The 12,165-nt window shown below is 67.5% G+C and carries 13 protein-coding genes, 2 tRNA genes and 2 pseudogenes; 12 read left to right on the top strand and 5 right to left on the bottom strand.

Annotation, left to right across the window (positions count from 1 at the left end):
• Positions 1 to 107: 107 nt before the first annotated feature.
• Positions 108 to 560 carry a CBS domain-containing protein gene (locus PY257_RS02435; RefSeq protein ID WP_275738383.1) on the bottom strand — a complete coding sequence of 151 codons (453 nt, stop codon included), beginning with the start codon at positions 558 to 560 and terminating at the stop codon, positions 108 to 110.
• Positions 561 to 675: 115 nt separating this feature from the next.
• Here PY257_RS02435 and PY257_RS02430 point away from each other — a divergent pair, with 115 nt between their 5' ends.
• Positions 676 to 1,977 (top strand): O-acetylhomoserine aminocarboxypropyltransferase, encoded by a 1,302-nt coding sequence (locus PY257_RS02430; RefSeq protein ID WP_275738381.1) that lies wholly within the window; start codon positions 676 to 678, stop codon positions 1,975 to 1,977.
• A gap of 2 nt (positions 1,978 to 1,979) precedes the next feature.
• Positions 1,980 to 2,786, top strand: a complete 807-nt coding sequence (locus tag PY257_RS02425; protein ID WP_275738379.1) for an alpha/beta fold hydrolase — start codon at positions 1,980 to 1,982, stop codon at positions 2,784 to 2,786.
• A gap of 68 nt (positions 2,787 to 2,854) precedes the next feature.
• Here the strand turns inward: PY257_RS02425 and PY257_RS02420 are convergent, their stop codons facing one another.
• Positions 2,855 to 4,093 carry a YihY family inner membrane protein gene (locus tag PY257_RS02420; RefSeq protein ID WP_419095643.1) on the bottom strand — a complete coding sequence of 413 codons (1,239 nt, stop codon included), beginning with the start codon at positions 4,091 to 4,093 and terminating at the stop codon, positions 2,855 to 2,857.
• Positions 4,094 to 4,115: 22 nt separating this feature from the next.
• Between PY257_RS02420 and PY257_RS02415 the strand changes: the two genes are divergently transcribed.
• The 3 genes and pseudogenes from PY257_RS02415 to PY257_RS02405 all read left to right on the top strand — a co-directional run.
• On the top strand, positions 4,116 to 4,517 hold the full coding sequence (locus PY257_RS02415; RefSeq protein WP_275738375.1) for a DUF2069 domain-containing protein: 402 nt from the start codon (positions 4,116 to 4,118) through the stop codon (positions 4,515 to 4,517).
• A 22-nt stretch (positions 4,518 to 4,539) separates the two neighbouring features.
• Positions 4,540 to 5,952 (top strand): FAD-binding oxidoreductase, encoded by a 1,413-nt coding sequence (locus PY257_RS02410; RefSeq protein WP_275738373.1) that lies wholly within the window; start codon positions 4,540 to 4,542, stop codon positions 5,950 to 5,952.
• A gap of 34 nt (positions 5,953 to 5,986) precedes the next feature.
• A pseudogene (locus PY257_RS02405) lies at positions 5,987 to 6,085 on the top strand (DUF3297 family protein); the annotation flags it as partial.
• Positions 6,086 to 6,089: 4 nt separating this feature from the next.
• On the opposite strand, the gene PY257_RS02400 reads toward PY257_RS02405, so the two are convergent.
• Positions 6,090 to 6,284 carry a hypothetical protein gene (locus PY257_RS02400; RefSeq protein WP_275738398.1) on the bottom strand — a complete coding sequence of 65 codons (195 nt, stop codon included), beginning with the start codon at positions 6,282 to 6,284 and terminating at the stop codon, positions 6,090 to 6,092.
• Between the two features lie 49 nt (positions 6,285 to 6,333).
• Here PY257_RS02400 and PY257_RS02395 point away from each other — a divergent pair.
• From PY257_RS02395 to guaA, 7 genes and pseudogenes are all read left to right on the top strand, one after another.
• Positions 6,334 to 6,474 (top strand): annotated as a pseudogene (locus PY257_RS02395) (DUF3297 family protein); the annotation flags it as partial.
• A 75-nt stretch (positions 6,475 to 6,549) separates the two neighbouring features.
• Positions 6,550 to 6,789: a type II toxin-antitoxin system CcdA family antitoxin gene (locus PY257_RS02390; protein WP_275738371.1), complete on the top strand. Its 240-nt coding sequence runs from the start codon at positions 6,550 to 6,552 to the stop codon at positions 6,787 to 6,789.
• A gap of 2 nt (positions 6,790 to 6,791) precedes the next feature.
• Positions 6,792 to 7,106 carry a CcdB family protein gene (locus tag PY257_RS02385; protein ID WP_275738369.1) on the top strand — a complete coding sequence of 105 codons (315 nt, stop codon included), beginning with the start codon at positions 6,792 to 6,794 and terminating at the stop codon, positions 7,104 to 7,106.
• Entirely contained in the window at positions 7,106 to 7,915 is an 810-nt protein-coding gene (locus tag PY257_RS02380; RefSeq protein WP_275738367.1) for a thymidylate synthase, read from the top strand. The genes PY257_RS02385 and PY257_RS02380 overlap by 1 nt, the downstream gene beginning before the upstream one ends.
• Before the next feature lie 4 nt (positions 7,916 to 7,919).
• Positions 7,920 to 8,411: a dihydrofolate reductase gene (locus tag PY257_RS02375; protein WP_275738365.1), complete on the top strand. Its 492-nt coding sequence runs from the start codon at positions 7,920 to 7,922 to the stop codon at positions 8,409 to 8,411.
• A gap of 342 nt (positions 8,412 to 8,753) precedes the next feature.
• On the top strand, positions 8,754 to 10,223 hold the full coding sequence (gene guaB, locus PY257_RS02370; protein ID WP_275738363.1) for an IMP dehydrogenase: 1,470 nt from the start codon (positions 8,754 to 8,756) through the stop codon (positions 10,221 to 10,223).
• Positions 10,224 to 10,231: 8 nt separating this feature from the next.
• The gene (gene guaA / locus PY257_RS02365) at positions 10,232 to 11,845 is read left to right on the top strand and encodes a glutamine-hydrolyzing GMP synthase (RefSeq protein ID WP_275738360.1); all 1,614 of its coding nucleotides are present in this window, start codon (positions 10,232 to 10,234) and stop codon (positions 11,843 to 11,845) included.
• Between the two features lie 86 nt (positions 11,846 to 11,931).
• Here guaA and PY257_RS02360 read toward each other — a convergent pair.
• Positions 11,932 to 12,005 (bottom strand) — tRNA-Cys (locus PY257_RS02360).
• A gap of 54 nt (positions 12,006 to 12,059) precedes the next feature.
• Positions 12,060 to 12,135, bottom strand: a tRNA-Gly gene (locus PY257_RS02355).
• Positions 12,136 to 12,165: the final 30 nt, after the last annotated feature.

Here is a 12,165-nt window from a genome sequence, read left to right as displayed (position 1 = left end):
GGATCGACTCGCTTCGCGTCGCCGATCTCAGGTCGCTCCAGGCTCATACCTGAATTGGAAAAGACTCCCTGGAAACAGCCGCGCTGCGGCCCGGGGTCACGCAAAGGTCAAGGGGATTCGCTGGCCTCCGCGGGCCAGTCGCGGATGTAGGCCTTGAGCATCCTGTTCTCGAAATTCTGGCTGTCCACCACGGCCCGGGCCACGTCGTAGAAGCTGATGACGCCCATGAGCATGCGCCGGTCCATCACCGGCATGTAGCGCGCGTGGCGTTCGAGCATCATGCGGCGCACTTCGTCGAGATCGGTTTCGTTGGTGCAGGTGAGCGGCGCGTCGTCCATGGCCGTGCGCACGAGCGTCTTGCCGACGCTGCCGCCGTTGCCCACGATGGCCAGGATCACCTCGCGGAAGGTGAGCATGCCCACGAGGTCGCCATGCTCCATGACCACGAGCGAGCCGATGTCTTTCTCTGCCATGGTGCTCACGGCGCGCGCGAGTGGCTCGGCGGGCGTGATGGTGTAGAGCGTATTGCCCTTGACGCGAAGGATGTCGCTGACTTTCATGGGGGTCTCCTTGTGTGCGTCCCGCGGAGAAGCGGTTGTGGACGGGTGAGCATGAATATAGCCCACAATGCCGGGGATTTCACGCTGGCAAACCATCAGAGACACAGGAGAAAACATGCCCGGCTATTCCGACCCCGGCTTCGACACGCTGGCGCTGCACGCCGGCGCCGCGCCGGATGCGGCCACCGGCGCCCGCGCGGTGCCGATCCACCTGACCACCTCGTTCGTCTTCGAGTCCAGCGACCACGCCGCCGCGCTGTTCAACCTGGAGCGCTCGGGCCACGTCTACAGCCGCATCAGCAACCCGACCAACGCGGTGCTGGAGCAGCGCGTGGCGGCGCTCGAAGGCGGCATCGGTTCCATCGCCACCGCCAGCGGGCAGGCGGCGCTGCACCTGAGCGTGGCCACGCTGATGGGCGCGGGCAGCCACGTGGTGGCGAGCACCGCGCTCTACGGCGGCTCGCAGAACCTGCTGCACTACACCATGCGCCGCTTCGGCATCGAGACCACGTTCGTCAAGCCCGGCGACATCGACGGCTGGCGCGCGGCGATCCGCCCGAACACCCGGCTGCTGTTCGGCGAAACCGTGGGCAACCCGGGGCTCGACGTGCTCGACATCCCCACCGTCAGTGCCATCGCGCACGATGCCGGCGTGCCGCTGCTGGTGGATTCGACGCTGACCTCGCCCTACCTCGTCAAGCCATTCGACCTCGGCGCCGACCTGGTCTACCACTCGGCCACCAAGTTCCTCTCGGGCCACGGCACGGTGGTGGGCGGCATCGTGGTCGATGGCGGCAGCTTCGACTGGGAGGCATCGGGCAGGTTCGCCGAACTCACCGCGCCCTACGAGGGCTTTCACAACATGGTGTTCAGCGAGGAATCGACCGTCGGCGCCTTCCTGCTGCGCGCGCGCCGCGAGGGCCTGCGCGACTTCGGCGCCTGCATGAGCCCGCACACGGCCTGGCTGATCCTGCAGGGCATCGAAACGCTGCCGCTGCGCATGGAGCGCCACATGGCCAACACGCACCGGGTGGTCGAATTCCTCGCCAGCCACCCGTTCGTAGCGCGCGTGGGCCACCCGCTGCTGGAAAGCCACCCGAGCCACGCACTGGCGCGCAAGCTGCTGCCGCGCGGCGCGGGCTCGGTGTTCAGCTTCGACATCAAGGGCAACCGCGAGCAGGGCAAGAAGTTCATCGAGACGCTGAAGATCTTCAGCCACCTGGCCAACGTGGGCGATTGCCGCAGCCTGGTGATCCACCCGGCCAGCACCACGCACTTCCGCATGAGCGACGAGGCGCTGGCCGCCGGCGGCATCGGCCAGGGCACGATCCGCCTGTCGATCGGCCTGGAAGACCCCGACGACCTGATAGACGACCTGAAGCGCGCGCTCAAGGCCGCCGAGAAAGCGGGGGCCTGAACATGGATGTGATCGTCAACGGCCACAAGACCTTCTGCTACACCGGCGGCAAGCCCTTCGACCCGGCCAAGCCCACCGCCGTGTTCATCCACGGCGTGCTCAACGACCACAGCGTGTGGATCCTGCAGACGCGCTACCTGGCCCACCACGGCTGGAACGTGCTGGCCATCGACCTGCCCGGCCACGGCAAGAGCGCGGGCGAACCGCCGGCCACAGTGGAGGACGCGGCGCGCTTCGTCATCGCGCTGCTGGACGCAGCCCAGGTGGGCCAGGCCGCGCTGGTGGGCCACAGCTTCGGCTCGCTGATCGCGCTGGAGGCCGCCGCGCAGGCGCCTGCCCGGGTGACGCACCTCGCGCTCGTGGGCACGGCGTTCCCGATGAAGGTTTCGCCCGCGCTGCTCGAAGCCTCGCTGCACCAGCCGCTGCAGGCCATCGACATGGTCAACACCTTCTCGCATTCGATGCTCGCCCCGCCGCCTTCCATGCTGGGGCCGGGCACATGGCTGTATGGCGGCTCGCGTGCGCTGATGCGCCGCGTGCTGGCGAGCAACCGGCGCGTCAACGTGTTCCACGCCGGCTTCAAGGCCTGCGACAGCTACACGGACGGCGAGGCGGCGATGGAGAAGGTGCGGTGCCCCGTGCTGTTCGTGCTGGGCACGGGCGACCAGATGACGCCGCCGCGCGCCGCGCAGCCGCTGATCGACCGTGCGCGCCAGAGCCGCGTGGTGCGGCTCGCCGCCGGCCACCAGCTCATGGGCGAGGCACCGGACGGCGTGCTGTTCGCGCTGCGCGACTTTCTGGCCGGCTGAATCTTATAAGCAAAATCGGCCTCCACCGCTTATTCTACGGGCGCTGTAAGCTACTAAAAATGTAGCACTCAGGCTGGCGCCGCCAGCACGTCGCGCAGGCGCAGCGCCGCCAGCGGCTGGCCTTGCCACACGCCGCGCGTGGCATCCGTGGGTTCGAGCAGCAGGCGCTCCACGAGCGGCGCCAGCGGCGTGGCGTCCGCGTCGGCCAGCAGCACGTAGCGGCCTTCGCCGTCGTCGGCGTCGCACAACTGGCCCACCCAGTCCAGCGCCACCAGAGTTTCCAGCACCGGCACGATCTGCAGCGGCTCCACCCGCAGCGCCTGCGCGATCTGCACTGCCGGCAGGCCGTGCGCACCTTCCGCGCGCGCCGCATGCAGGCGCTGCAGCACCTCCACCGCGAGCTGGAACGGCCAGCCCGGCCCACCGCCGCGCCGCGCCACGCCGGCCAGCAGGCTGGGCAGGTAGGCCGCCACCACCGCGCCCAGCAGCACGATGACCCAGGCCACGTAGATCCACACCAGCAGGATCGGCAGCGTGGCGAACGCGCCGTACACCGTGGAATAGGTGGGCACCGAGACCAGGTAGGCGCTCAACACGCGCTTGGCCAGCTCGATGCCCACGGCCACGAACAGCCCGCCGCTCCAGGCATGGCCCCAGGCCACCTGGGTATTGGGCACGAAGCGATACAGGCCCGCCATGCCGCCGGCCAGCACGCAGAACTCGAACGCGTCGAACACGAAGCGCACGCCGCCGGGCAAGGCGTCCACCAGCCCGCGCGAAGCCGACACCACGTAGGAGGTGAGCGCCAGGCTCAGACCCAGCGCCAGCGGTCCGAGCGTGATGGCGGCCCAGTAGATCAGCACGCGCTGCCCCAGAGGGCGCGGCCGGCGCACGCGCCAGATGGCGTTGAGCGTGCGGTCTATGGTGAGGATCAGCGCCAGCGCCGTGACCAGCAGGAACGTCAGGCCCACCACGCCCAGCCGGCTGGCCTTGCTGGCGAACTGCGTCAGATAGCCCAGCACCTGGCGCGAGATGCTGTCGGGCACCAGGCTGTCCACCAGCCACTTCTGCAGGCCGTACTGCACCTTGTCGAACATGGGGAAGGCGGTGAACACGGCCAGCGCCACGGTGATGAAAGGCACCAGCGCCAGCAGCGTGGTGAAGGTGAGGCTGGAGGCGGTCAGGTCCAGGCGGTCCTCGCGGAAGCGCTCGCGCAGCGTGAGCGCGGTGGTCTTCCACGGGAAGCGGGAGAGGTCCGCCGCCCACTGCCGCAGGCGCGGCAGCAGCGGTTCGAAGTGCACGGGCATAGCCCTTTATGATGCCACTCCCATGCCCAACGATGCCCCCGCCCCTTCCGACACCGCCGCCGCCGTGGCCGGCACGCGCTGGCTGGCCGCGGGCAGCCTGCTGGGCCTGGTGGCCCTGTGCCTGGCCTGGGAGCTGTGGCTGGCGCCGCTGCGCCCCGGCGGCTCGTGGCTGGCGCTGAAGGCCCTGCCGCTGTGCCTGCCGCTGGCGGGCATCCTCAAGCGCCGCATGTACACCTACCGCTGGCTCAGCCTGCTGGTGTGGCTGTACTTCACCGAAGGCGTGGTGCGCGCCTGGAGCGACAAGCCGCCCGGCAACCGGCTGGCGCTGGCGGAGGTGGCGCTGTGCCTGCTGCTGTTCGTGGCCTGCGCGCTGCACGTGCGGCTGCGGCTGCGGGGGGCGCGCACGGCGGCGCTCCCGGCCTGAAGCGAGACAACCAGGAGCCCCCATGCAAGCCCTTCTCGAACGACTGCGCGCCATCGTCGGCGCGCCCCACGTGCTGACCGGCGGCGACCTGACGGCCTGGGAGCAGGACTGGCGCCGCCGCGAGCGCGGCCGCGCGCTGGCAGTGGTGCGCCCGGCCAGCACGCAGGAGGTGGCCGCCGTGGTGCGCGCCTGCGCCGCCGCCGGCAGCTCCATCGTGCCGCAGGGCGGCAACACGGGGCTGGTGGTCGGCTCCACGCCCGACGGCTCGGGCACGCAGGTGGTGCTGGGCACGACGCGCATGGCGGCCATCCGCGCCATCGACGCCGACAACCTGACCGTGACGGTGGAGGCCGGCTGCATCCTGCAGAACCTGCAGGACGCGGCGGAGAAAGCCGGCTTCCTGTTCCCGCTGAGCCTGGCCGCCGAGGGCAGTTGCACCATCGGCGGCAACCTGGGCACCAACGCGGGCGGCACGCAGGTGGTGCGCTACGGCAATGCACGCGAGCTGTGCCTGGGCCTGGAAGTGGTCACGCCGCAGGGCGAGGTGTGGGATGGCCTGTCGGGCCTGCGCAAGGACAACACAGGCTACGACCTGCGCGCCCTGTTCATCGGCAGCGAGGGCACGCTCGGCATCATCACCGCCGCGACGATGAAGCTCTACCCGCTGCCCGCCGCGCAACTCACGGCCTGGGCCGCCGTGCCGTCGCTGGACGCGGCGGTCGCGCTGCTGGGCTTGGCGCACCGCCACCTGGGCGCGGGGCTCACGGGCTTCGAGGTGATGAACCGTTTTGCCCTCGGCCTGGTGGCGCGGCACATGCCGCAACTGCGCGTGCCGTTCGTGGAACGGGATGATTTCCCGTACTGCGTGCTCCTGGAAAACTCCGACAGCGAATCGGAGGAGCACGCCCGCGCGCGCTTCGAGGCGCTGCTCGAAACCGCGCTGGAGGCCGGCTGCGTGGCCGACGCCGTGGTGGCCGAGAGCCTGGGCCAGGCGCGGGAGCTGTGGCACGTGCGCGAGAACATCCCGCTCGCGCAGGCCGAGGAGGGGCTCAACATCAAGCACGACATCTCGCTGCCCGTCTCGCGCATCCCGGCCTTCTGCGCCGAGACCGATGCGCTGCTGGCGCAGGAGATTGCCGGCGTGCGCCTGGTCAACTTCGGCCACCTGGGCGACGGCAACCTGCACTACAACGTGCAGGCGCCCGAGCAAGGCGACCCGAAGGAGTTCCTGCGCACGCAGGAGGCGCGCATCAACCACCTGGTCTACGAGGCCGTGGCGCGCTTCGGCGGCTCGTTCTCCGCCGAGCACGGCGTGGGCGGGCTGAAGGTGGACGAACTCGCGCACTACAAGCCGCCCGCGGCGCTGGCGATGATGCGCGCCATCAAGCGCGCGCTCGACCCGCAGAACACCATGAACCCCGGGCGCGTGCTGTGAGCGCGCGCCGGCGAACCCGCACCCGAGCGACGACATGACGACCATCGACCACCCCGCCCTGCCCGACCGCCTCTCCATCGACCCGCGCAGCCCGCACCACGTGGCCGCCATCTTCGCGCATGACATCGGCACCCGCTTCAACCTGGAAACGGCAGTTGGATGCGCCTGCCGGTGCCGTGATCGGGGTGCCAGGCAAGACCGGGCGACGCGGCGGGCTTGGTGCCCGCAAGGAGGAACAACGCCGCATGGCGCGCCGAGCGCGGTGCTGGCAGGCGCATGGCGCTCTCACCCACGAGGTGAACGTCATCGAAGCCGTCAACGCTCGATTTCATGCGGCCTGGCAAGGGATGCAAAGCGGTCAACTGCCGTTTCCAGGTTCTCAACGGCAACGAGCGCTTCGACGCGGGGGAATACTGCGTCAGCGAACAATGGATTCGCGTGCCTGCCGGCAAGACACTGGACCGCAAGGGCAACCCGCTGATGATCAAGCTCAAGGGGGCGGTGGAGGTGTTCTACAAGTAGGCCGGCGAGTCGGCCTGCCGCGATGGGCACGCTTCGCATGCGCATAAAATTTGCGCATCACCGCTGGAAACCGCCATGCTCCGCTTCGACAACGCCCCCAAGAAAGCCACCAATTTGAGCCTGAACGCCAAGGTGCTGGAGATGGCGCGCGAACTTGGAATGAACATCTCACAGACCGTGGACGCGCTGCTGGCCGAAGAAGTCAAGCGCCGCTACTGGGAACAGTGGAACGCGCGCAACAAGGACGCCATCGCCGCCTACAACGAGCGCATTGCCAAGGAAGGTCTGCCGCTCGCCAAGTACCGCACGTTCTGAGCATGGCGCGCTTCGACGTCTATGCCCACCCGGACACCGAGTTGCGCAAGGTCACGCCCTTCCTGCTGGATGTGCAGAACAGCTACATCGACAGCCTGGCGACCCGCGTCGTGCTGCCGCTGCGGCTGGCATCGGAATTCCATGCCGCCATGCGCGGCTTGAACCCGGCTTTCGAGGTCCGGGGCAAGAAAGTCGTCCTCGACACGGCGGCCATCGGTGCTTTTCCGGCCTCTGGCATAGGCAAGCCCATCGCGGATCTGACGGCGCAATCCATCGACATCGTCTCAGCCCTCGACACCCTTTTCGGCAGCTACTGATGACCTATCCCGTCCGCTCCCAGTACGAGGACTTCATGCGCCACGTGCACACCCATGGCGTGCAGAAGGCCGACCGCACGGGCACCGGCACGAAGAGCGTGTTCGGCTACCAGATGCGCTTCGACCTGAAAGAAGGCTTTCCGCTGGTGACTACCAAGAAGGTGCACCTGAAGTCCATCATCTACGAACTGCTGTGGTTCCTGCGCGGCGACAGCAACGTGCGCTGGCTGCAGGAGCATGGCGTGACCATCTGGGACGAATGGGCGCGGCCCGACGGCAGCCTCGGCCCCGTCTACGGCGTGCAGTGGCGCAGTTGGCCCGCGCCGGGCGGCGGGCACATCGACCAGATCGCGCAGGTGATCGACACGCTCAAGAAGAACCCCGACTCGCGCCGCATCATCGTGAGTGCGTGGAACGTGGCAGAACTGGAACAGATGGCGCTCATGCCCTGCCACGCGTTCTTCCAGTTCTACGTGGCCGAAGGAAAACTCAGCTGCCAGCTCTACCAGCGCAGCGCCGACATCTTCCTGGGCGTGCCGTTCAACATCGCCAGCTACGCGCTGCTCACGCACATGGTGGCGCAACAGTGCGGCCTGGGCGTGGGCGACTTCGTCTGGACTGGCGGCGACTGCCACATCTACAGCAACCATGCCGCGCAGGTGGCCGAGCAGTTGTCCCGCGCGCCCCGGCCCTACCCCGCGCTGCGCATCCTGCGCCGGCCGCGATCCATCTTCGACTACCGGTACGAGGACTTCGTGCTCGACGGCTACGACCCGCACCCGCCGATCAAGGCGCCGGTGGCGGTGTAGCGGCATGGGCCGCCTCAGCCTCATCTACGCCCGCGCCGCCAACGGCGTGATCGGGCGCGCCAACGCCCTGCCCTGGCACCTGCCCGAAGACATGGCGCACTTCAAGCGCCTGACCGGCGGCTGCCCCGTCATCATGGGCCGCAAGACCTGGGATTCGCTGCCGCCGAAGTTCCGCCCGCTGCCGGGGCGGCGCAACATCGTCGTCACGCGCCAGGCCAACTGGAGCGCGCCGGGCGCGGAGCGCGCGGGCTCGCTGGAGCAAGCCGCAGCGCTGTGCGCCGACGCGCCCGAGGCATGGGTGATCGGCGGCGCGCAAATCTACGCCGCCGCGCTGCCGCTCGCGCAGCGCGCCGTCGTGACCGAAATCGCGCAGGATTTCGAGGGCGATGCCTATGCCCCGACGCTCGGCCCCGCGTGGCGCGAGACCGCGCGCGAGGCGCACACCGCTGCCAGCGGGCTGCGCTTCAGCTTCGTGACGCTGGCGCGCGCCGCATGAGATTGCAGACCCGGTGCGGCGCGGCAGGCACGCGGGCCATGCCGGGTAGCCCGCGCTTTCGGCAACCCCTGCGCAATGCGACGGTAAGGCCCGTAAATCTCACCCAGCCGCATGGTTGAGAAAATAGACCTCAATCCGTGACCACCCCATAACGAATCCGCACCTCATTGGATTTTCTGAATTTCGTCGCCCGGATTGCCTGCCTGCATGCGTCCAAGACCCTGCGCTGGCCGTCATGGCGGGCATGAACGTCGCCCCAGCGGCCACCAGGACTGACTGACTGCCAGAGCCTGGGCGCGGTGGAGGCTTGCCTTAGTACAATCCGCCTTTTGGAGCTTTGACATGCGCCTTCTCGGAAAAGCGCTCACCTTCGACGATGTGTTGCTGGTGCCTGCGTTCTCCCAAGTCCTGCCCAAGGACACCGCTCTCGCGACCCGTTTCTCCCGCAATATCCACCTGAACCTGCCGCTGGTGTCCGCCGCCATGGACACCGTGACGGAAGCGCGCCTGGCCATCGCCATGGCGCAGGAAGGCGGCATCGGGATCATCCACAAGAACCTGACGGCCCAGGAGCAGGCGGCCCACGTGGCCAAGGTGAAGCGCTATGAATCCGGCGTGCTGCGCGACCCGGTGGTCATCACTCCCGACCACACCGTGCTGCAGGTACTGCAGCTTTCGGAGCAATTGGGCATCTCGGGCTTCCCGGTCTGCGACGGCGGGCGGGTGGTGGGCATTGTCACCAGCCGCGACCTGCGGTTCGAGACGCGCTACGACGTGAAGGTGCGCGAAATCATGACGCCGCGCGAGCGCCTGATCACCGTGAAGGAAGGCGCCACGCCGGGCGAGGCCAAGGCCCTGCTGAACAAGCACAAGCTGGAGCGCCTGCTGGTCATCAACGATGGCTTCGAGCTCAAGGGGCTCATCACCGTCAAGGACATCACCAAACAGACCAGTTTCCCGAACGCCGCGCGCGACTCGTCGGGCCGCCTGCGCGTGGGTGCCGCCGTGGGCGTGGGCGAGGGCACCGAGGAGCGCGTCGAAGCCTTGGTGCATGCAGGCGTCGACGCCATCGTGGTCGATACGGCCCACGGCCACAGCAAGGGCGTGATCGACCGCGTGCGCTGGGTCAAGCAGAACTATCCGCAGGTGGAAGTGGTGGGCGGCAACATCGCTACCGGCGCTGCGGCGCTGGCCCTGGCCGAGGCTGGCGCTGATGCGGTGAAGGTTGGCATAGGCCCGGGCTCCATCTGCACGACTCGCATCGTGGCCGGCGTGGGCGTGCCGCAGATCATGGCCATCGACAACGTGGCCACCGCACTCAGGGGCTCGGGCGTGCCGCTGATCGCCGACGGCGGCATCCGCTTCAGCGGCGACATCGCCAAGGCCATCGCCGCAGGCGCATCCACTGTGATGATGGGCGGCGTGTTCGCGGGAACCGAGGAAGCGCCCGGCGAGGTCATCCTCTACCAGGGCCGCAGCTACAAGAGCTACCGCGGCATGGGCAGCATCGGCGCGATGCAGCAGGGCAGCGCCGACCGCTACTTCCAGGAAGCCACCACTGGCAACCCCAACGCCGACAAACTCGTGCCCGAGGGCATCGAGGGTCGCGTGCCCTACAAAGGCTCCATCGTCTCCATCATCTTCCAGATGGCCGGCGGCGTGCGCGCGGCGATGGGCTACTGCGGCTGCGTGACCATCGAAGAGATGAACAACAAGGCTGAGTTCGTGGAGATCACCGCCGCCGGCATCCGCGAAAGCCATGTGCACGACGTGCAGATCATCAAGGAAGCGCCGAACTACCGGGCGGAGTGATCGACGCGATGCAGCACCAGAAAATCCTGATCCTCGACTTCGGCTCGCAAGTCACCCAACTCATCGCGCGCCGCGTGCGCGAAGCCCACGTGTACTGTGAGGTGCATCCCTGCGACGTGACGAACGACTGGGTGCGCGCATTTGCCGCCGACGGCAGCCTCAAGGGCGTGATCCTCTCGGGCAGCCATGCCAGCCTGTGGGAAGACGAAAGCTTGCGCGCACCGCAGGCCGTGTTCGATCTCGGCGTGCCCGTACTGGGTATCTGCTTTGGCATGTATGCGATTGCCGAGGCGCTGGGCGGCAAGGTGGAGGGCGGGCACAAGCGGGAGTTCGGCTATGCCGAAATCCGGGCACGCGGTCATACGAAACTGCTGGAGGGCATCCAGGACTACGCGACCGCCGAAGGGCAGGGCATGCTGCAAGTCTGGATGAGCCACGGCGATAGCGTGACCGAAATGCCGCCGGGCTTCAAGCTCATGGCCAGCACCGAAAGCTGCCCGATCGCCGGCATGGCCGATGAAGAACGCGGCTTCTATGCCGTGCAGTTCCACCCAGAAGTCACGCACACCAGGCAGGGCAAGGCGATCCTGGAGCGGTTTGTGCTGAGTATCTGCAACGCCCGCGCCGACTGGATCATGGGTGACTACATCACCGAGGCCGTGCAGAAAATCCGCGCGCAGGTGGGCGATGAGGAAGTCATCCTCGGCCTGTCGGGTGGCGTCGATTCGAGCGTGGCGGCGGCGTTGATCCATCGCGCCATTGGCGACCAGTTGACCTGCGTGTTCGTGGACCATGGCCTGCTGCGCCTGAACGAAGGCGACATGGTCATGGACATGTTCGTGGGCAAGCTGCACGCCAAGGTGATCCGCGTGGACGCCAGCGAACTGTTCTTGGGCAAGCTGGCGGGCGTGAGCGACCCCGAGGCCAAGCGCAAGATCATCGGCAGCGAGTTTGTCACCGTGTTCAAGCAAGAGGCCGCCAAGCTCACGGGGGCAGGCGCCAAGGGTGCCCAATGGCTGGCCCAGGGCACGATCTACCCGGACGTGATCGAATCCGGCGGCGCCAAGAGCAAGAAGGCCGTCACCATCAAGAGCCACCACAACGTCGGCGGCCTGCCGGAGCAGCTCGGCCTGAAGCTGCTGGAGCCGCTGCGCGACCTGTTCAAGGACGAGGTGCGCGAGCTGGGTGTGGCGCTGGGCCTGCCGCACGAGATGGTGTACCGCCACCCGTTCCCGGGGCCGGGCCTCGGCGTGCGCATCCTGGGGGAGGTGAAAAAGGAATATGCCGATCTGCTGCGCCGTGCCGACGCGATCTTCATCGAGGAATTGCGCAACTTCAAGGACGAGGCCACGGGCAAAAGCTGGTACGACCTGACCAGCCAGGCCTTCACGGTCTTCCTGCCCGTCAAGAGCGTGGGCGTGATGGGCGATGGCCGCACCTACGACTACGTGGTGGCGCTGCGCGCCGTGCAGACCAGCGACTTCATGACAGCGGACTGGGCCGAACTGCCCTATGCGCTGCTCAAAAAGGTCAGCAGCCGCATCATTAACGAGGTGCGCGGCATAAATCGGGTGACCTATGACGTGAGCAGCAAGCCGCCAGCGACGATCGAGTGGGAGTGAAATCAGTTCCTCCGTTGCCGCCCTGGCTCCCGCCAGAGCCGCTCGCATTGACGGGGTAACTGCCGGATAGGATCATGCGGTTTTTGTGGAGGCGCGGCCCGGAGTCGAACCGGGCTGGACGGATTTGCAATCCGGTGCATAACCGCTTTGCTACCGCGCCAGATTAGGAGGGCCCTGACAAAAAAGGGAAGCTAGAAGCTTCCCTTTTGGAAATTGGAGCGGGAAAAGAGTCTCGAACTCTCGACCTCAACCTTGGCAAGGTTGCGCTCTACCAACTGAGCTATTCCCGCATTCTGTACTGCATTCGATGCGATTTGCAT

Origin of the sequence: Curvibacter soli (assembly GCF_029211125.1) — a bacterium.
Lineage (GTDB): Bacteria > Pseudomonadota > Gammaproteobacteria > Burkholderiales > Burkholderiaceae_C > Curvibacter_A > Curvibacter_A soli.
The sequence above is the reverse complement of the archived record's forward strand: the minus strand, read 5'-3'. Positions and strand labels throughout refer to the sequence as shown.

Bases quoted from the DNA above. Each gene is read 5' to 3' on its own strand.
- PY257_RS02435 (WP_275738383.1), bottom strand. From the start codon at position 560: ATGAAAGTCAGCGACATCCTTCGCGTCAAGGGCAATACGCTCTACACC.
- PY257_RS02430 (WP_275738381.1), top strand. From the start codon at position 676: ATGCCCGGCTATTCCGACCCCGGCTTCGACACGCTGGCGCTGCACGCC.
- PY257_RS02425 (WP_275738379.1), top strand. From the start codon at position 1,980: ATGGATGTGATCGTCAACGGCCACAAGACCTTCTGCTACACCGGCGGC.
- PY257_RS02420 (WP_419095643.1), bottom strand. From the start codon at position 4,093: ATGCCCGTGCACTTCGAACCGCTGCTGCCGCGCCTGCGGCAGTGGGCG.
- PY257_RS02415 (WP_275738375.1), top strand. From the start codon at position 4,116: ATGCCCAACGATGCCCCCGCCCCTTCCGACACCGCCGCCGCCGTGGCC.
- PY257_RS02410 (WP_275738373.1), top strand. From the start codon at position 4,540: ATGCAAGCCCTTCTCGAACGACTGCGCGCCATCGTCGGCGCGCCCCAC.
- PY257_RS02400 (WP_275738398.1), bottom strand. From the start codon at position 6,284: ATGAAATCGAGCGTTGACGGCTTCGATGACGTTCACCTCGTGGGTGAG.
- PY257_RS02390 (WP_275738371.1), top strand. From the start codon at position 6,550: ATGCTCCGCTTCGACAACGCCCCCAAGAAAGCCACCAATTTGAGCCTG.
- PY257_RS02385 (WP_275738369.1), top strand. From the start codon at position 6,792: ATGGCGCGCTTCGACGTCTATGCCCACCCGGACACCGAGTTGCGCAAG.
- PY257_RS02380 (WP_275738367.1), top strand. From the start codon at position 7,106: ATGACCTATCCCGTCCGCTCCCAGTACGAGGACTTCATGCGCCACGTG.
- PY257_RS02375 (WP_275738365.1), top strand. From the start codon at position 7,920: ATGGGCCGCCTCAGCCTCATCTACGCCCGCGCCGCCAACGGCGTGATC.
- guaB (WP_275738363.1), top strand. From the start codon at position 8,754: ATGCGCCTTCTCGGAAAAGCGCTCACCTTCGACGATGTGTTGCTGGTG.
- guaA (WP_275738360.1), top strand. From the start codon at position 10,232: ATGCAGCACCAGAAAATCCTGATCCTCGACTTCGGCTCGCAAGTCACC.